The sequence below is a fragment of the Clostridium swellfunianum genome (assembly GCF_023656515.1).
Taxonomy (GTDB): domain Bacteria; phylum Bacillota; class Clostridia; order Clostridiales; family Clostridiaceae; genus Clostridium_AT; species Clostridium_AT swellfunianum.
Genome location: NZ_JAMOFV010000006.1, coordinates 212,538 through 232,500, shown reverse-complemented (window position 1 = coordinate 232,500; position 19,963 = coordinate 212,538). Strand labels below are relative to the sequence as shown.

Below are 19,963 nucleotides of genomic sequence, written 5' to 3'. Positions count from 1 at the left end.
TTTCAAATGCAGTTCCCAAGTTAAGCTCGGGATTTTCACATCTGACTTAAGCATCCGCCTACGCATCCTTTACGCCCAGTAAATCCGGACAACGCTTGCCACCTACGTATTACCGCGGCTGCTGGCACGTAGTTAGCCGTGGCTTCCTCCTCTGGTACCGTCATTATCGTCCCAGAAGACAGAGCTTTACAACCCGAAGGCCTTCTTCACTCACGCGGCGTTGCTGCATCAGGCTTTCGCCCATTGTGCAATATTCCCCACTGCTGCCTCCCGTAGGAGTCTGGACCGTGTCTCAGTTCCAATGTGGCCGTTCACCCTCTCAGGCCGGCTACGCATCGTCGCCTTGGTGAGCCGTTACCTCACCAACTAGCTAATGCGCCGCGGGTCCATCTTGTAGCGGATTGCTCCTTTGATACATTCTTCATGCGAAGCATGTATGTTATGCGGTATTAATCTTCCTTTCGGAAGGCTATCCCCCTCTACAAGGCAGGTTACCCACGTGTTACTCACCCGTCCGCCGCTGGGAACCGAAGTTCCCCGCTCGACTTGCATGTGTTAGGCACGCCGCCAGCGTTCGTCCTGAGCCAGGATCAAACTCTCAATTTAAAAGTTTGAATCTTTTAAGCTCATCGCTTACTTATTTTTAGAAGTTTTTCAACTTCAAAAGAATTGCTAGTCATTTACCTTTATATTCTCTGTTTAATTTTCAAAGACCAATTTGTTTGCCGTCTTCTGACAGCTTTTATATCTTATCAATTCCACATCAATTTGTCAACATTTTTTTGTTAGTAATTTATGGTGAAACTGATTTGCTTTAGTAGCTGTTTGCTACTGTGTGAATTATCTTATCAGGATTAATCCACGTTGTCAACATCAAACTTACTTGTAATATTATCTTTTAGTTCGTCTAATGTCGAGAGCTTTTATAACTACAGGCGACGCTTTTAATAATAACATGGAATAAACTTAAAATAGTTTTATCATTGTTTATATCCCAAAAATATCTTATATATTCTTTTTATTTCTATTTATTTTGGAAGTTATCTTATGCAGATACACCCGGAACCGTATCAGTTATAACTATCTTTTATACCGAGTCTAAAACTATATGAATTCTAGGCAAAATAATTAGGTGTTCAATATTAGATGAATGTAGATTATATAAATAGAATCTTCTCATAAAAAATTACTATTCCTAATATTCCCACTGTGGGAACTCCAGTCTTATACATCTTCAAAAACATATTTACTGGCTGAACTGGCACCCCATGCACCACAATTTCGCGTACTTCTTCCTAATGGATATTGGAGTATAATCATATTCATCTGCAGACATTTCATCTTGGCGCAATAAGATGCATGCACCCCAATTCATATAATTATTAATCTTTCGCAATATTTTTTTACTATCATCAGTGACTTTACTTACTTTAACAATTTCGCAGCTATAAACTGACTATAAAAGTCACTATTATGATACCTTTGATCTAAAAATTTCTCAAAGTCTATTCTTTATGAGTCTATAATACATCTCCCTACCAATTATTATTAATGGTATTTTCCCATATATTTTAAATTAGATATCTGTGCTTTGTTTATAGCATATGCTTTCTTAGAAGGCCGTTTCTTTAAATTCTTTTGGAACTATTCTAGTTATAGCATATCCAATTTTAAATCCTATGGCTTCCTCTACTTTTATTTTATTCACTTTTGTCCCCACCATATTCTTATAAAACAATACTGATGTTAAGTTTAAACCATTTCTATAGTCTTATATTTATATAAATTATAGGACTATACGATATTTTAAATACAGTTCAAAAAATAAAAAATAACGCACAAATTTGTACGTTATCTAATATTTTTATTTCCAATTTCTATCGATAATATCCCACATCATCTTTCCTAACTTAGATATGGTTACAATTCCATAGACATTATTAGGAAGAGCCTTAGACATTACTACAAATACAAAATTACCTTTGTCCAAATTCATTATAGATGCATCATTCTCAATACCATCAAGACTTCCTGATTTATTACCTATCTTATTCCATTCTCTTTCTGGTATATAAAAAGGAATCTTCTCTCTATTTTGACTTCTTCTTAATATGTTTAAAATAAAATTACTGCTTTCCCTATTCAAAAAACTTCCTTGATACAGTCTTTTCAGGCAGCGTGCCAAATCGAAACTACTACTAAAATTATCAAGTCCATTTTCCCTAGCTTCAAAGTCCATCATTTTTCTTTTTATAATTGTTTCCTTAAGCTTTAATTCTCTTATAGTATTATTTATTTTATCCATACCCAGAACATCTATAATCTTATTAGTTGCGGTATTATCGCTTTGAATTAACATAACTTTCAAAAGTTCTTCTAGACTGTATTCCTTTTCATTCATCTCATGAATAATACCAGCTCCATCAACCATTTCCTGCTTGCTAATAAAATACTTTTGATTTAAATTGAGGGCTGAATTATCAACTTCCTTTAGTAATGACATAGCTATAGGAATCTTTATACAACTTGCAGAAGGCATGGCCGTTTTTTCATTATAACTGTATGTATATCCACTGTCTATATCTTCGAAATAAAAACTATATTCCCCAATTCTTGTATCAAGATATCTTTTTAATTCCTTCATGACACTCCTCCATTATGAGTAAATAGGCATGCAAAATTCTGCATGCCTATATTTTAGTCACCAAATGATATTCCTATACTTCTTGCAACAGTAACTAATTCACCATCAGGATCAACATTCTTAGTTTTTCCTATAACATTTTCTAATGAATCGTAGGAAAGTTGATTACCTTTCAGGCAAACCATATTGCCGAACTTGCCTTCGTTAATTAAATCAACTGCAGCAACGCCATATTTTGTGGAAAGAACTCTATCATAAGTTGAAGTAGTTCCACCTCTTTGAATATGTCCAAGCACTGTGCTTCTAATTTCGTGGTCTTTAATTAATCTTTCAAGATCAAGAGCAAGCTTATTAGCAATTCCTCCAAGTCTAACTGGATCTGGACTGTCTTCAACTATCTTGCTGATTACAACGTCTCCATCTTTTGATTTAGCACCTTCAGCAACTACAATAATGCTAAATACTTTACCCTTTTTCTTTCTGTCGTAAATTTTCTCGACTACTTTATTTATATCATAAGGAATCTCAGGAAGAAGTATAACGTCTGCAGAACCTGCAATACCAGATTCTAAAGCTATCCATCCTGCATTTCTTCCCATAACTTCAAGTATCATAATTCTATGGTGTGATTCAGCAGTTGTATGAAGTCTATCTAAAGCTTCAGTAGCAACTCCTACAGCTGTATTAAATCCAAAGGTTACGTCTGTTGATGCTAGGTCATTATCTATTGTTTTTGGAACACCTATAACATTAATACCTTTTCTTGCAAAGTCTCTAGCACTTGTTAACGTACCATCTCCACCTATAACAACTAGAACGTCTACGCCTTCATTTTTAAGGTTTTCAACAGCTACATCAGACACGTCCTTTTTAACCACTTTCCCTTCTTCTTCTACATGATAATCAAACAAATTGTCTTTATTTGAACTATATAATATTGTACCACCTCTATGTAATATACCGGATGTACTATCAAGATCTAGCGAAATATAGTCGTTATTGTATAATCCTCTATAACCAAACTTATAACCTATAACTTCATATCCATATTTTAAAATCGCTGTTCTAGTAGCTGCCCTTATTACTGCGTTTAGTCCAGGACAGTCTCCACCGCCTGTCAGTAGTGCAATCTTTTTCACTTTATCTGCCATTCACTAATCCCTCCAAAACTTTTAGTTCTATTATACAACGTAAAATGCTAAAATTAAACATAGTTATAAACAATTTGCACTTTTTCTAAATCTGCATAATAAAGCTTAAATATGCTAAGTATTTAATGTTTTTTTATCAAGTAGCATAACATATTTCTATTTTTAGCACATGATTCTATTTTTCATCTTAAGTTTATTATTACCCTTTCGTTATAAAAATACTTAAAAATAATAAAAGCTCTATGAATATTTGCATTCATAGAGCTTTTATTACATTGTAACCTTAATTACATTTAATGCTGCTAATGCCAATAATATAACACCTATGAAGATTCTATAAATAGCAAATATTCTCATAGGTCTCCTCTGTAAAAACTTAATAAACTTTTCAATAACTATATATGCTACAATAAATGAAACCACGAATCCAATGCAAAGCGCTATAACCTCTGTTGAGCTTTGAATAGCCATACCTTTTTTTAATAGAGTCCAACCTGAAGCAGCTACCATCGTAGGAAGAGCTAGAAAGAATGAAAATTCAGCTGATGCCACTGTGGATAATCCGCTAATCCAAGCTCCCATTATAGTAGAAGCTGACCTCGACATTCCTGGCCATAGCGCAAGGCATTGGAAACAGCCAATCATAAATGCTTGCCTAAGAGTTACGTCCTCAATATTATTAATACCTTTTCTTTTTCTGTACTTATTTTCAATAATTATCATTAAAAATCCACCAAAGATTAAGGCGGCAACAACTGTAATAGTTCCGAATAGATGTTCATCTATGTAGTCATTTAAGAGTATTCCAATCACCGCTGATGGTATAAAAGCTACTAGAATATTAGACCATAGCTTAAAGCCCCATTTTCCAGGCATTAAGTTTTTAAGAGAATTCCAAATCTTGTCCCAATATAAGAATACTACAGCTAATATAGCTCCTAGTTGAATAACTATTTCAAACATATTAGCAAAATCGCCTTTGAAATTAATTAAGTCTCCTACGATTATCATGTGTCCAGTTGAAGATATAGGAAGATACTCCGTTATTCCTTCAACTATACTGATTATAATTGCCTTTAAAATCAATATCATTTGTTTCACTCTCTCTCATCAAAAATTATAAATAACTATTCCTATTATACTACTTTATTAAACATATTCAATTAAAAAACAGGAGAATTGCACCTAAAGTTCTCCTGTTATAAAATTTATTCAGTTACAACTTCGCTTAATATTTCCTGTTTAGATTTTTCCATATTAGGAACAAAGCTTTTTAGAAGTTTTACTACACCCTTTATTTCATATTCACCTAGGCTAGCAGGTATAAGAATACTATCTCCCTTTCTAATACTCTCTTTATTACCATTTGAAATTATTTCGCCTGCTCCTTCTACAACTGTAAATATGTAGAATCTCTCGTTATCGCTACATTCCTTAAAACTTTCAGTTACCTCATAAAGTTCTAAAGCAAAATGTTCACACAAGCAATAATAAGTTTTAGAGAATCCGTTTCTTTGAACCAATAATCCTCTACTCTTTTCACCTCTTAAGCTTAAGTTAACTACATCTAATGCCTTATCTATGTGAAGCTCTCTACCTCTGTTATAATCATAAACTCTATAGGTAGTATCACTATTTTGCTGAATCTCCGCTATAATAACTCCTTCTCCAATAGCATGGACAAGACCGCTTTTTACGAAGTATACATCTCCCTTTTGAACAGGTATTTGATTCATAAGCTCATCAAACTCACCAGTTTCTATGGCTTTTTTAAACTGCTCTCTTGTGCAATCTTTAGTCCCTACTACTAAGTTAGCCCCCTCAAAAGCTTCCACAACATACCAAGCTTCAGTTTTTCCCATTTCCCCTTCTGCTTGCATTCCATATCTATCGTCAGGATGAACTTGTACAGATAGTTTATCTTTAGCATTTATTAGTTTAACCAATAAAGGAAACCACTCTTTAGAAATACTTGTACCTATAATTTCACTGCCTACTTTTTTAATCAGTTCATCAAGTTTCATTCCTTTATATTCGCCATTTGCAACCACGCTAGTCCCATGTGGATGGCATGCTACATCCCAGCTTTCTCCTATATCTCCTTCAGGAAGATTGCTTCTAAAAAGCTCTAAGTCTCTCCCCCCCCAAATTTTATCAAAATAAATATTTTCAAATTTCAAAGGATACATTTAATTCACTCCTAATAATATAGTATTTTTACATATTATCTATTTTATTTTATGGTAACACTATAATCAATAAAGAATTATAATATTTTATTGTCTCAACAATATTTTTATGTTAATATAGGCTTGTCTGAATTTTATCATTCATTTTTATTTTTATATTGCAATATAAATTTCAATTTTAGGAGGTTGTCTTGCACATGAAAGATTTAATAAAAGAATATTCTTTAATACTGCTTGGAAGCGTTATACTTTCTATTGCTATAGCAGCATTTTTACTCCCATCTCAAATAGGTAGCGGAGGTGTTACAGGTATAGCAATGGTAATAAACAATATATTTGGAATTAAGGTAGGTCTCTTAACTATCATACTTAATATTCCTCTTTTCATTTTTGGATATAAGCTAATAGGAAGAAAATTTGCAGTAAGAAGTGGATTTGTTGTTGTTTTATCTTCACTCCTTATAGATTATTTCAACTCCATATTTCACTTCAAACCAATAGATGATATCCTTCTATCTTCTATTTTCTGCGGAGTGCTTTTTGGAGTTTCAGTATATCTTATATTTATGTCTTATGCTTCAACCGGAGGCTTAGATATACTAGCAAAGATAATAAACAGCAAATTTAAAAATCTTCAGCTTTCAAATATACTTCTTGTACAAGATTTTATCGTATACAGTCTTATAGCTTATGTATTTGGTCCGCGCTCAGTTATGTATGCTCTTATAGCAAGCTTTATCAGAACAAAAACTATAGACGCAATACAGGAAGGTATAGCTTCCTCAAGACAATGTATAATCATATGTCAGAATTCAACTGAAATGATATCTGTCATAAATACCCAGCTTGTTAGAGGCGTTACTGTTTTGGATGCAGTAGGAGGTTATTCAAACGACAAAAAGAAACTTATATATGTAGTTATTCAAAGAACTCAGCTAAATGCACTCAGAGCCATAGTAAAGGAAATAGAACCAAATGCTTTTGTTGCAGTTTCACCTGTAAATGATATCTTAGGTAATTACAGACAACTTTTAACTATGCAGTAATTTATACAAATAAAGGATGGTATCCCCAAAAATTTCTTTTAGGATACCATCCTTTTTAATAAAATAATGTAAGTTCAGGCATTTTTAAAGTTTCATTTGATCCAGTATTATACTTATCTAAAAGCTCCTTAACTTTTTTATAATTGCTCTTTATTGTATCTGCAGTATATTTGTCAGTAGCTTCTGTAATTCCCTCTTGAGCTTTTCTGAGGTTATATTCTCCTCTTTCGAGATTTACATCCTGAGTTACATAATAGCATCCAGCATTATTGAGGTTCATTATATCAGTTTCGTCAGAGCCATATGCATATCTTATTTCCTTAATAGCTTCTTCATTCTTTCCATTTAATAAATAAATTGCACCCAAAGTCCTATGATACTTTGCTGTACTATCTGATATTTTAATGGCTTGCTTTAGAAGGTCGATTGCACTATTAACGTTTTTATTTGATATATTAATCAAAGCCATATTATATTTAATTTCTCCATCATTAGGCTTTACAATTTCGGCGAACTTGAAATACTCTAATGCTTTTTCTGTATTTTTAGTAGTGTACCAATAGTAGTTAGCTATTGTAAGCATTATGTTATAATTATAAGGTTCCTTATACATTGCCGTTCTAAAATAAGGTTCTCCTTCCACACTCTTCCCTTGAGCTTTAAGAATTTCAGGCATTAAAAATCCATAATTATCTGTATAATTTTTATTTTTTGCTATAGATTCTCTGCAGTATCTTTCCGCATCAATATAATTAGCCTTATTTAGATAGTACCAACCAGCAGTATGAAGCACTCTGTAATCATTTTTATTCTCAGCTATAACATTCTCAATTAGCTCGTCAGCTTTTTCATTTTGCTTTAAACCTTGAAGTGCAGCAGCTTCTATAAGTTTAATCTCAATTTTACCAAGCTGGTTTTGCTTCAACTCATCAATCAGTTTAACAGCTTCCTCAGAGGTAGCATCGCTTAATGAATATATTTTAGCTAACCACATCTTATAAGCTAAATTGTTCGGATTTTTTTCAGCTAGGCTTGTAACATTTTCTATTAATGTATCCTTATTATACATTGATATTTGTGCAAGAACATCATAAATCTTATACTCATCCTTGTCTATGTCCCAAGCTACTTTAAGTTCCCTATACCCTTCCTCCCATTGACCTGCTATCATTAACATTCTTGCATATTCAGCAATTTCGTAAGCTGATCTAATATCAACAGGATATCTTGATATTAGTTCTTTAGCTTTATCAAGCATGTTATTCGCCATATATATAGTAAACATTGTTTTTATAAGCTGTTTATCATTAGGAAACTGTGTCAAAGCCTCCTCACCATGCTTTAAAGCTGAGCTATAATCTTTATTCATAAACTCAGTGAATGCAATATAATTAAGTACTTCTGGATTCTTATTTCCAAGTTCCTTTGCCTTTACTATATACTCCTTTGAGCTTTCAATGCTTCCCATAACAGAATATATCTCAGATATTTTTGCATACCAAATGCCTTCCATAGAACCTTTTTCTTGGAGCTTTAAGTATTCCTCGAGAGCTTTATCATATTGTCCTTTATAAAAATATTCTTCAGCTTCATTACTTGTTATTAAAACCTTTTGTACTATACCAGAAGATGTACTAACTGAACTTTGAAGTCGCTGTACGGAAATTCCAAGTGATGAAATAATAAAAACTCCTACTACACCAAAAGCAATATAGGATATAGTATTTTCTTTAAAACTCTTTTTTAGACTTTCTATTATGTCTTGGGCATTTTCTTTATTAATGTTCTTCTTTATTTTATTTACTGCAGACAGTATATCATGCTTACTTACTTTTAGCTTAGACAACTTGTCCTTATTTAAGACAGCCTTCAACTTACTAATATCTATCATTATTATCCTCCTATGTTACGCTAAAATCATACAACTAATTACATTAATAACTTCTCATATGTTAAAAAACGTATTTATAAACATTTTAACAAAAGTCAACTGAAAAAGCCATAAAAATAAGGTAGAAAATTCTGTATTTGTTTAGTTTAAAGCCTTATGCTAAAATAAAGATAATTTATTTAAATTTATGGGGGGATTTTTTTGAGAAAAAAGCGAAGCAGTAAACATAAGAATAAACGTAAAAAAGTCATTATAGCAATTTTAATAATCCTATCTTTATGTGGAGCATTATTTTACGCTTATAAAAGTCTTGCAGAAAACAAAAAAAATCAAAATGTTATCAGTTCTGAAGTAAAGCCAATTGTTCAACAGGAGGAGCCCCAACAAGAAAAAATCAAGCCTATTGAAGAACGCAAAACTCCTGTTAAAAAAGAAGTTATAGTAAGCAGCACAGGTGATTCAACTTTAGGCTGGGATGAAAAATTTTCCTTTAATGGTTCTTTAGGGCATGTTTTTGACAAGAATAATAAGGACTACTCATATTTTTATAAAAATGTAGCTCCTATATTTGAAGCTGATGACATAACAACTACAAACCTGGAAACAACCTTTACCAATTCAAATATTAAAGCATCTAAGGAGTTCACATTCAAGGCTCCTCCGGAATTTGTTCAAGCTTTAACTAACGGTTCTATAGAAGGGGTGACTATCGCTAACAATCACACAAGAGATTATTTGGAACAAGGTCTAATTGATACAAAAAATACATTAAAAAAAGCTGATGTAAAATATTTTGGAGAAGGTGAAAAATGGATTGAAAATGTTAAAGGTCAAAACTTCGGCTTTTTAGGTTACAAAGGCTACAGCTATGATAAAGCCTTCCTGAAAAAATTAGACGCAGATATTGAAGAATTAAAAAATCAAAATGCAATTATATTAATTAATTTTCACTGGGGAGACGAAGGAACATATTATCCAAACAATGTTCAAAAGTTTCTAGCTCATTATTCTATAGATAAAGGAGCTGACATCATAATCGGTCATCATCCCCATGTTATTCAAGGTCTTGAAAGTTATAAAGGTAAAGTAATAGCTTACAGTCTTGGAAACTTCTGCTTTGGAGGAAATAAAAATCCATCTGATAAGGATAGTTTTATTCTTCAAACTAAATTTAATTTTGAGGACGAACAACTCAAATCCTATGAAATAAAAGTTATACCTTGCAGTATTTCTTCAGTAACCAATTTAAATAACTATCAGCCAACTCCACTAGAAGGAGCTAAAAAAGAGGAGTTTTTTAAGAAGATAAATAAACTTTCTCAAAACTTAAACTTTGAATTAAAAGATGATTTTTTCTTAATTGATGTCAATAATTAATATATGAGTTATAATAGTCTTCGCTGTTATTTTACAAAAGGTGGTGTCTTAAATAAATACGAAATCAATTTTAAGCGTTATAATCTCCAAAATAATTATAAAACTCTCAAAGCTTCTTTTTAAAGGCGGAAGTAATTTTCCTGGCAAAATAGCATTAAAAATAGATAAAAATATATTAAAAACTGTTGCAAAGGGCTATGAAGTTATACTCATAACAGGGACTAACGGAAAAACTACTACTACAAATATGATTTATAACATGCTTGAGGAGAGTTCTAAGACCGTAATAACAAATAGTACAGGTGCAAATATGCTCCCCGGTATAGTTTCCTGTTTTATTGAAAACTACACCTTTAAAAAAAGTAATTCAAAAAAATATGCGGTAATTGAAGTGGATGAGGCAAATGTTCCTTTAGTAACCGAGTACATAACTCCAAGAATTATAACAGTTACAAATCTTTTTAGGGATCAACTAGATAGGTATGGCGAAGTATATACTACACTTCGTAAAATAATGGATGGAATTAAAAAGGTACCATCATCATCCTTAGTTCTAAATGGTGATGAATCTCTTCTCGGAGATTTAGAGTTAGAAAATGAATTGATTTACTATGGTTTTGATTTTGCAATGGATGAAAACAAACAAATAGATATTAATGCAGATGCAAAGTTCTGTAAAAAATGCAAAAGCCCTTACCGATATAATTATATAACCTACAATCATTTAGGCAGCTTTTACTGTGAAGAATGCGGTTATGCAAGACCAGACCTTGATTATACGGTTAATAATATAGTAGAGCAAACTCCGAGTGGTTCCCTTATATGGCTTGACGGTATAGAATTTTTCATAAATCAGCCTGGTACTTACAATATATATAATGCCCTTTGCGCTTACGCTGTTGCTAAAACCTTGGAAGTAGAAAGTACAATTATATATAAAGTTTTAAAAAGTACTTCCTCAAGTTTTGGAAGGCAGGAATCAATTACTATCGAAGGTAAGGAAGTTAAGATAATTCTTGTTAAGAATCCCGCTGGCTTCGACCAGGCAATTAATACTATAAGCCTTGATAATAGAACTATAAGTACAGCTTTTATACTAAACGATAATTATGCAGATGGTAGAGACGTTTCTTGGATATGGGACGTTAATTTTGAAAAGCTTACAGATTTAGATATAGATACGATACTCATAGGCGGAGTCAGATTATATGATATGGCTGTTAGACTTAAGGTTGCAGGACTCCCCAAGCAAAGTTTCAAGCTGTGCGAAGAATACGAAATTCTTCTTGATGAAATTAAGAGTATACAAACTCCTACTGTTTATATACTTGCAACTTATACCGCAATGATTAACTTTAGAAAGTATCTTCATAGCAAAGGTTTCATAAAAAAACTTTGGTAAACTATAATTAGGGAGGGTTATACTAATGGAACTAAATATTTGCCACCTGTATCCCGATTTATTAAATGTATATGGTGATTTAGGAAATATTTTAATTTTAAAATATAGAGCTGAAAAAAGGGGCATTAAGGTCAATATCTTCAACCTTTCCATTGGAGATGCCTTTGAAGCCGAAAAATATGACATAGTATTTTTTGGAGGCGGCCAAGATTATGAGCAATCTATAGTCTCTAAAGATCTAATGGATATTAAAAGAGACGAACTAATCAATTTCATCGAAGATTCCAAGGTTTTCCTATGTATCTGCGGTGGTTATCAGCTCCTTGGAAAATACTATACTACTCCAGAAGGTGAAAAGCTAAGCGGCCTAGGTGTGCTTGATATATATACTGAAGGAGGAGATAAGCGTTTTATAGGCAACACAGTTATTTACAACGAAGAATTTAACGAAACCTATACAGGATTTGAAAACCACTCAGGAAGAACCTATATCGGGGACCTGAAACCCCTAGGAAAGATTATTGCAGGCTATGGCAACAATGGTGAGGACGGGTATGAAGGCTGCATATATAAAAATACTTATTGTACTTATTTCCACGGATCTCTGCTTTCAAAAAACCCTGAGCTAGCAGACAGACTTATTTTAAAAGCTATGGAGCATAAGTATGATGATGTTGAACTTGAACCTATCGATGACACTTTTGAAATCAAGGCTCGGGAATTTATAGTAAATAGAGAAAAAAACAAAAAGAAAATGTAGGCTTACGGTCTACATTTTCTTTTCCATTGTTAATGCTAAGTTGAAATAATTAACAGACTCATTCACTTGGCTCAAATTATAGTACATATATCCCATTTCAATATATCTATTATATATTTCCTTTTTATTACCAAATCTTAGCAAAGCATCCAATGACAGATTCATATACATCTCAGAGGCGATCAAATTATTTTCTCTTCTTAAAATACGAGACTTTAGATAATACCCTCTTTCAATAAATTTGACATCGTCTAGGCTGATAGCATAATTCAATGCCTCATCACATATATTTTGAGCATATTCAAGCACATTATTATCTATAAGTTCATCTACAACAAGCAGCATAAATCTAACCAACTTTTCCGCATTACTTTTAGGAAATAACGTTAACGAGTTTCTAATATAATCTAAGGCTTTCTCATTTACCCCTATATCAAACATTGCAGTAGCATAATTATAAATAGCCATAGCCTTGTATTCTAACTCATAGCCATATAGTTTATAAGATTTTTCTTCATACTCCTCAAATTTACCTTTATCCATTCTTAAGGATAACACACCAAGCATGTGATACGCCTCTGCTCTGCTTAAATTTCCTTCCAAGTAATCAATTAACTCTTCAAGCCTTATTGCTATTTCATAGGCTCTACTCTGGTTTTCTAGCATTATATAACAAGCAGCCTCGTTAAAAGTCGCCCTTGCCAATATAGTCATTTTTTCTTTTTCCTTAGCATACTTTCTAACATTGCTATAGTAATTAGCAGCCTGAAGATACTCCTTTGTAGTATATAAAAATCTAGCCATATCCATGTAATAAGTTAAGTAATTTTCATCCTCATCTGATTTTTGACAATATTCATAATACCTTGTACCTAAAGATTGAAGATTATCCACATTTCCTCTATCAAGATAATAATTAAAAAGTATATGTATCAATCTAAAACATAGATCATAATAATGGTACTTTTCAGCAAAAGTTAGATTATACAAAGTCTGTTCTTCTATATTTTCAAGCGAGTAATTTTTCCTAAGGTTTTCTATATTACTCTCAATCTGTTCTTTAATCCCCTGTTTTAAATATTCCTTATCTATAGAAAGCTTTTCAGAAATTATATCTAATATCCAATCTTCTGCTTCAACTTTATCATTCTCAATACAACTCATTTTAGAAACAGAAATTTTATTCTCACAAATATCTTTTAAGGTATATCCTTTGTAAACTCTAGCTCTTCTTATCTTTTCTCCTGCAGATAGTACTTCCAAAGTTATTCCCCCTCTCACTTGCTAATCAAAACCTTTAAAAACTCCTAATCCCTTAAAAATATCTACTCCTCTTTGAAGGTATTTAAAGGCTTCTTTTGCCTGACCCTTATCAGTATAAAATTTACCTAATTGCATGGCTATTTCAGCTTCCTCTCTTTTGTGCTCACCACTATTCACATAACTTAGAGCCTTCTTCAAGGTTTCTTCTGCTTCTGTCATATTATTGTCTAATACTTCGATTCTATATCTAAGCATATAATAATTTATTCGTACCTTATAGTCATTTTCTGAGGAATTGTCTAATATTTGCTGAAGAATTCTTCTAGAACTTTCAACATCCTTTTTCTTTATATAGCTTTCGCAGATGTTGACCAAAGTTTCAGAAAGCCTTGAATCTTTATTTCTTTCTCTTAATTCTTTTGATTTACTAAGATGAAAAAAGGATTCTTCATAGTCTTCAAATTCGAAAAACAGTTTTCCTAAATTGTTCTCAATCTCTGCTAGATATGAATTATCATAAAGTTCTCTAAAGATTGATAAGGTTTTTCTAGAATATTTTAATGCATTATTAATATCACCTTTTTCACCATATCGTTTGCAAACATCCAACAACGAAGCTGCATATTCTTTCTTTTCATCAAGCTGCCTGAACTTTTCTCTTGACAATTTTGCATGTTCCACTGCCTTCTGAGTATTTTCTAGCTTAAAGTATGTGAAACTAATGTAATAATATATCTCACCTAGTAAAAAATCATTTCCTACATCATTATCCTTGAACACTTTTTCAGCCTGCTTAAAATAGCTATAAGCTAACTGATATGCTTTAAGTCCTAATGCTATAATCCCTAGCTTTAAAAATGTAAATATTATATCCTCATAACTGTTTAATTTGATAAATATTATATTAGCAGCGAGAAAGTTTTTTTGAGCTAATGAGTGCTCATATCTTCTTATATAAATTACACCTCGAAGATACAGGTTTTTAGCCTTTCGATATTCTAAATTATACTTCTCAGCATAATAAAGAGCTTGTTCAACCTGCTTGTCTGCAGAGACTAAATCTTCATTTAATATACAGGCTTCAGTCATATTTTCAAAAAAAGCGCAGATATTTTCTGCTTGGGTTTCCTCTGATTCCATCAAATACTCAATGGAAGTATTTAATGTACTAGCCAAATACTCTAAAAGATCCATGCTTGGATTAGATTTGCCTGATTCTACAAGGCTTATTTGCCCAGGCGTTATCCTATCGCCAGCTAAATCCTTCAAGGTCATATTTAATTCTTTTCTTCTTCTTTTAAGTTTTTCCCCCAAAGATAATATTTCCATAAGTAATCTTCCCTTTGCATATTTAATAAAATTCAAAAAGATACATAAAATTTTAAAATCATTATAGCATATTTTGTGAATAAACGCTAAATTTATTATTTAATTTTCAAAATATACGTAAAAAACTCGAGAATTTAAATTTCTCGAGTTTTAAAAATTTATCTCATTTTCCTCATCATATCATCATAGATGTCGCCCATTATGCCCATCATCATATCACTTGATCTTCTAAGTCTTTTTCTTGTATTTCTATTTAATTGAGGAGCAATCATCATTCCTGCTGCTGTGCCTATAATAGCACCTGTAGTCACATTCTTAATCATACTCATATATAAACACTCCTTTCAAATATATTATAATATTAGAGTGCTCAGATTTGGATTAATTAAACGTTGAAATTACTGTTAAGAAGTTCATCCATTGCATCGTTGGCAAGTTTATCACATCTGTTATTGTATGGATTATCGGAGTGTCCTTTAACCTTTATAAATTCAACTTTATGATATTTTATAAGATTTATAAGTTTTTCCCAAAGTTCTCTGTTTTTAACTGGTTCCTTTGTTGAACTTTTCCATCCATTTCTCTGCCAATTGTCAATCCATTTTTGATTTATAGCATTTATCACATATGCAGAATCGCTGTATAATTTTACATTGCAGGGTTCCTTAAGCATAGAAAGAGCCTGAATAACTGCTGAAAGTTCCATTATATTATTGGTCGTATTTCTAAAAGCTTGCTTAACTTCCTTTTCAATACCGTTATATATAAATACTATTCCAAAAGCACCAATTGTATTTTCTTTCCCGTTTCCTCTGCAAGCACCATCAGTGTATATTTCCACGTTTTTCATCTTGTAACTCCTCTTTTGCACCCTTTACTGAAAGTTTTTTAATATAGCCTAAAAGCTTTGCTACATTTTGACTTCCCACAAGCTTTGCTATGAAAGCAACACCTTCTTTAACTGTTCTAATTATATCCTCTTTACCTGTCCAATTTGCAAGTATAACTTCTTCAGGCACTTCATTTATTATTTTATTCATAGCAAAGAAAACCACAGCCACATCATCAATTTTCCCTATCATTGGTATAAAATCTGGAAGCAAGTCTATTGGCGAAGCAATGTAAGCAATAAGTCCACCTACTAGAAGTTTTGTCTTTATTTGAACTCTCTTGTCTCTAAATAATCTCCACAAAAGCGCTGCGATATCTGGTATTAATAAAGCATATTCTACTATATTTTTATATTTATCTGGCACCCTTGTTTCTATGTTTTCTCTTACCTTTGTATAGTTGTCCGCAATCTGTATTTGAGTTTTATCAGCCTTATCACTTTTTTTAATTAACGAAGAAACTTCCTTTTGTGGAGCATAGATAATATCCTCCATCTCCACCTCTATAGCATCCTTTACTAGCTCAACAGACTTTAAAGTAAAAATCACATACGGTACTACTTTCATAAGAGTATCTAAATCAATAGTTAAAATATCCTTATCAACTGTAATTCCATCTATATTAATTTCTTTCAATAAATTCTTTAAAGCAAAATTTTTAATTGGTGATAATATTCCCACCTTTGCTACTTTAAATTCAAAGATTTTTACATTAACTATATTACCTTGTATACTTCCAATACCAATAGCAGCTTGAAATGGAATTTCAACACCTTTTTTATAACTTCCATATACAGTTATTATATTATCTATTTTTATATTCTTTATAGTTAAACCTTCAACTACTACATATTCCCTTATTATGCCTAGAGCATCCTCTGAAGATAATCTAGCCTTTGCATTAGTAAGCTTCATAGCTCTACCCCCTATTCACATATCTTTTTACAACATAATTAAAGTATATAGCAATTAAAAATTTATGCAACAACCAATTATTTAGTTAACAAAATTTACTTTAGCAAAATTTATGATTTTCGTTAGACAGAAAAAATTAAATCTATATAATAAGATTATGCGATGGACAACCAATCAAAATAATCATAAATGGGAGATGCAAAGATTTGATTATTCTTTGCATACAGAACAAAAATTTCAGGAGGGTTACTATGAATAAGAACATGAAACGATACTTCTATATTCCGATGTTTACTGCACTTCTCTCCTTGGTTTTGCTAATAATATTTAATTTAGATAATAAATCAGTTAACTCCAAATTATACGTAGATTTTTTAAAGGATACTTCAAACAAAAGCGTTTCTACTGTTTATGTAACTAACTCACCAATCATTAAGGTTAAACTAAATAATGGTCAGATATACGAAACGGATAATCCAAGAACAGATAACTTTAAAGAGGAACTTTTAAAGCAAGGAATAAAGGTTTCAGAAAATGCTCCTTTTTCAGCTAAAGAAGCTATACCCACTGTGCTTTTTAGTGCTTCATTGGTTTTTATTGCAGTGATGGCAGTTAAAACTTCAAGTATTCCTTCAAGAAGACTGAAAGGAGTTGACGCTCTTGATGTTACAGCTGTATCAAATGCTACCTACAATTTTGACTATGTGGCAGGTAATGAAGAAGCCAAAGAAAGTGTAAAAGATATTGTAGATTTTCTTAAAAGTCCTGAAAAATATAGCGCTTATGGAGCAAGAATGCCTAAAGGTATTATGCTTTATGGCGAACCTGGTACAGGAAAGACTCTTCTTGCAAAGGCTGTTGCTGGAGAGGCAGGTGTTCCTTTCTATGCCATATCTGGATCTGACTTTGTTCAGGTTTATGTAGGGGTTGGTGCTAGCAGGGTAAGGCAGTTATTTAAAAAAGCAAGATCTAACGGAAAAGCAGTAATATTTATTGATGAAATAGATGCTATAGGTAAGAAAAGAGATGGTACGAAATCCGGAGGAGGTTCAGACGAAAAGGATCAGACTCTAAATGCACTACTTACAGAGATGTCAGGTTTTAATGAAAAAGAAGGTATAGTTGTAATTGCTGCAACTAACAGGCTTGATACACTTGACCCTGCTCTTTTAAGACCTGGTAGATTTGACAGACATATAGAAATTAGTTTACCTGATGTGGCTGCTAGAGAAAAGATACTTGCTCTACATTTGAAAAATAAGCCAACAAAAGATATCAATATCCATGAGTGGGCGCAAAAGACCTCTTATTTTTCTGGTGCAAAGCTTGAGAGTTTAGTAAACGAAGCTGCTATATTAGCCGCAAAGGAAGATAGTAAATTCATTCAGAATATTCATATTGATAGGGCTTACTCTATAGTTCTTGCAGGCTATGACAAGATAAACAGAGATCATATCAAGGATAAGGATAAGAGAATTACAGCTTACCATGAAGCGGGTCATGCTTTATTAACTCTTAAAGTACTTCCAGATGACAAACTTTCAAAGGTAACTATAATACCAACAAGCAAGGGCGCTGGTGGTTATACCTTAAGCATACCTGAGGATAAGCTTTATCAAAATAAGGATTATCTATATCGAAGAATGATGGTACTTTTAGCTGGTCGTGCTGCTGAGGAGATTATCTTCGGAGAAGACTATATAACTACGGGTGCATATAACGACTTCCAGCAGACTACAAGAATGGTTTCTAGCATGGTTACACAGTATGGAATGGGGGAAAGTTTAGGACTTCTAAACCTTGAAGAGCTTTCTCACTTAAACTTTAACAATACTGAAGATATAGTTAATGAATGCAAAACAACAATTGATTCTCTATATGAAGAAGTAAAGAAAACCATTATAGAAAATAAAGACTTACTAGATAGAATAACAAATGAACTGCTTGAAAAAGAAACACTATTAGCAGAAGATATAGACATGCTGGTTGCATAATAGGCATATAAAAAGTGAAAGGAAACTAGTCCTTTCACTTTTTTCTTTGTAAATTTAATATTACGGCTGTGATTGCTCCACCTAAAAGCCCTCCTATGTGTCCAAAATTATCTATATTGGACATAGTAAAGCCAATAAATAGGTTAATGATGATTACTGAAGCAATATTTTTTAAAAAGTCCTTGCCTAAGTTTTTTCTCATCTTTATAGCAAATACTAATGCAGTTCCGAGAAGGCCAAAAATAGCTCCTGAAGCTCCAATAGAAACACTGTCTGAAAAAAGATAACTTAATAAGGAAGATGCGATTCCACTAATAAAATATATAAATATATATTTATTTCTTCCATAAATTCTCTCAATTAATGGTCCTATAGAATTTAGTGCATACATATTTAAAACTAGATGCAGCAATCCCCCATGAAGAAACATGCTTGTTATAAGTCTGTAATACTCTCCTGATGCTATTAACTCGTTAACCTTTGCTCCCAATAACACTAAAACATTTATATCGCTATCTATTATATTTCCAGATAAAAATGCTGTAAGCGCATACATTATTACATTTATACAAATGAAAGTATAAGTAACCCATGGCTTACTCTTATTACTTTTCTCTTCAGTCCTCTTGGAGTCATAATAGTTAATCAAATTTACTAATTCCTGTGCTGTTTCCTCACATTCATAGCCATAGGCAAGCAGTTTGTTTGAGGTATAGTCCAAAGTAATAACATCTTCTTCGTACATGACGTCGTTATTATCTTGAAATATTTCATCTTTTTTTACAGTATTTACTTTCACTAGTTGAAGGTTATTACAGTTAAGAATTTCTCTTAAATTAGTTAATAACACTTCCTGATTAAACTCTTTAGTATAATCCATAAATATAATAACTCTTTTAGAGCTTATATCAATATTTCTCACTAGGGCCCAGGCAGTACTTAACCCTTGGATGCTGTTCAGTTCTATGACACCATAATCATAGAACTTACAAAAACCATTTATAATATTTTTAATAAAAATGTCTTTCATAAAATTCTCCCTTTTCTTTTATTATGAGATCGCTAATAACTTAATATTAATTATCTACAGCTAAAAATTCAATACTTATATT

Annotated in this window: 17 protein-coding genes and 1 rRNA gene (1 of these 18 running past the window's edge); 5 read left to right on the top strand and 13 right to left on the bottom strand. The window is 32.1% G+C overall.

Translation table 11 applies throughout. The features are described 5' to 3' along the window. The 6 genes from NBE98_RS01205 to manA all read right to left on the bottom strand — a co-directional run. Window positions 1-606, bottom strand: a 16S ribosomal RNA gene (locus NBE98_RS01205); it reaches 897 nt to the left of the window's first position. A gap of 1,006 nt (window positions 607-1,612) precedes the next feature. Next, window positions 1,613-1,708 (bottom strand): DUF8806 domain-containing protein, encoded by a 96-nt coding sequence (locus NBE98_RS22645; RefSeq protein WP_490016179.1) that lies wholly within the window; start codon window positions 1,706-1,708, stop codon window positions 1,613-1,615. Window positions 1,709-1,864: 156 nt separating this feature from the next. Next, on the bottom strand, window positions 1,865-2,644 hold the full coding sequence (locus NBE98_RS01200; RefSeq protein WP_250811547.1) for a serine hydrolase: 780 nt from the start codon (window positions 2,642-2,644) through the stop codon (window positions 1,865-1,867). A 53-nt stretch (window positions 2,645-2,697) separates the two neighbouring features. Next, window positions 2,698-3,795 (bottom strand): 6-phosphofructokinase, encoded by a 1,098-nt coding sequence (locus NBE98_RS01195; protein WP_250811546.1) that lies wholly within the window; start codon window positions 3,793-3,795, stop codon window positions 2,698-2,700. Window positions 3,796-4,065: 270 nt separating this feature from the next. Further along, window positions 4,066-4,887: an undecaprenyl-diphosphate phosphatase gene (locus NBE98_RS01190; RefSeq protein WP_250811545.1), complete on the bottom strand. Its 822-nt coding sequence runs from the start codon at window positions 4,885-4,887 to the stop codon at window positions 4,066-4,068. 116 nt (window positions 4,888-5,003) lie between these two features. Then, the gene (gene manA, locus NBE98_RS01185; RefSeq protein ID WP_250811543.1) at window positions 5,004-5,984 is read right to left on the bottom strand and encodes a mannose-6-phosphate isomerase, class I; all 981 of its coding nucleotides are present in this window, start codon (window positions 5,982-5,984) and stop codon (window positions 5,004-5,006) included. A gap of 197 nt (window positions 5,985-6,181) precedes the next feature. Here manA and NBE98_RS01180 point away from each other — a divergent pair, with 197 nt between their 5' ends. Continuing rightward, window positions 6,182-7,030, top strand: coding sequence for a YitT family protein (locus tag NBE98_RS01180; protein WP_250811540.1), 849 nt, complete (start codon window positions 6,182-6,184; stop codon window positions 7,028-7,030). A gap of 55 nt (window positions 7,031-7,085) precedes the next feature. Here NBE98_RS01180 and NBE98_RS01175 read toward each other — a convergent pair whose 3' ends face one another. Beyond that, entirely contained in the window at window positions 7,086-8,921 is a 1,836-nt protein-coding gene (locus NBE98_RS01175; protein WP_250811538.1) for a tetratricopeptide repeat protein, read from the bottom strand. A 201-nt stretch (window positions 8,922-9,122) separates the two neighbouring features. On the opposite strand from NBE98_RS01175, the gene NBE98_RS01170 reads away from it, so the two are divergent. From NBE98_RS01170 to NBE98_RS01160, 3 genes are read left to right on the top strand one after another with little or no spacing between them, the layout of a single operon-like run. Continuing rightward, a complete protein-coding gene (locus NBE98_RS01170; protein WP_250811536.1) occupies window positions 9,123-10,298 on the top strand; it encodes a CapA family protein in 1,176 nt (391 codons plus the stop codon). Between the two features lie 52 nt (window positions 10,299-10,350). Next, window positions 10,351-11,700: a MurT ligase domain-containing protein gene (locus tag NBE98_RS01165; RefSeq protein WP_250817418.1), complete on the top strand. Its 1,350-nt coding sequence runs from the start codon at window positions 10,351-10,353 to the stop codon at window positions 11,698-11,700. A gap of 25 nt (window positions 11,701-11,725) precedes the next feature. Beyond that, complete coding sequence (locus tag NBE98_RS01160; RefSeq protein ID WP_250811532.1) at window positions 11,726-12,460, top strand: type 1 glutamine amidotransferase; 735 nt, start codon at window positions 11,726-11,728, stop codon at window positions 12,458-12,460. A 9-nt stretch (window positions 12,461-12,469) separates the two neighbouring features. Here NBE98_RS01160 and NBE98_RS01155 read toward each other — a convergent pair whose 3' ends face one another. From NBE98_RS01155 to NBE98_RS01135, 5 genes are all read right to left on the bottom strand, one after another. Beyond that, window positions 12,470-13,723, bottom strand: coding sequence for a helix-turn-helix domain-containing protein (locus NBE98_RS01155; RefSeq protein ID WP_250811531.1), 1,254 nt, complete (start codon window positions 13,721-13,723; stop codon window positions 12,470-12,472). A 21-nt stretch (window positions 13,724-13,744) separates the two neighbouring features. Continuing rightward, a complete protein-coding gene (locus NBE98_RS01150; RefSeq protein WP_250811530.1) occupies window positions 13,745-15,052 on the bottom strand; it encodes a helix-turn-helix transcriptional regulator in 1,308 nt (435 codons plus the stop codon). Window positions 15,053-15,210: 158 nt separating this feature from the next. After that, a complete protein-coding gene (locus tag NBE98_RS01145) occupies window positions 15,211-15,381 on the bottom strand; it encodes a YtxH domain-containing protein (protein ID WP_250811529.1) in 171 nt (56 codons plus the stop codon). 56 nt (window positions 15,382-15,437) lie between these two features. Next, the gene (rnhA, locus tag NBE98_RS01140; protein ID WP_250811528.1) at window positions 15,438-15,902 is read right to left on the bottom strand and encodes a ribonuclease HI; all 465 of its coding nucleotides are present in this window, start codon (window positions 15,900-15,902) and stop codon (window positions 15,438-15,440) included. Beyond that, window positions 15,877-16,857 carry a YkvA family protein gene (locus tag NBE98_RS01135; protein WP_250811517.1) on the bottom strand — a complete coding sequence of 327 codons (981 nt, stop codon included), beginning with the start codon at window positions 16,855-16,857 and terminating at the stop codon, window positions 15,877-15,879. The genes rnhA and NBE98_RS01135 overlap by 26 nt, the downstream gene beginning before the upstream one ends. A gap of 251 nt (window positions 16,858-17,108) precedes the next feature. Here NBE98_RS01135 and NBE98_RS01130 point away from each other — a divergent pair, with 251 nt between their 5' ends. Further along, window positions 17,109-18,851: an ATP-dependent metallopeptidase FtsH/Yme1/Tma family protein gene (locus tag NBE98_RS01130; RefSeq protein WP_250811515.1), complete on the top strand. Its 1,743-nt coding sequence runs from the start codon at window positions 17,109-17,111 to the stop codon at window positions 18,849-18,851. A gap of 34 nt (window positions 18,852-18,885) precedes the next feature. Here NBE98_RS01130 and NBE98_RS01125 read toward each other — a convergent pair whose 3' ends face one another. Next, window positions 18,886-19,881: a rhomboid family intramembrane serine protease gene (locus tag NBE98_RS01125; protein WP_250811507.1), complete on the bottom strand. Its 996-nt coding sequence runs from the start codon at window positions 19,879-19,881 to the stop codon at window positions 18,886-18,888. Window positions 19,882-19,963: the final 82 nt, after the last annotated feature.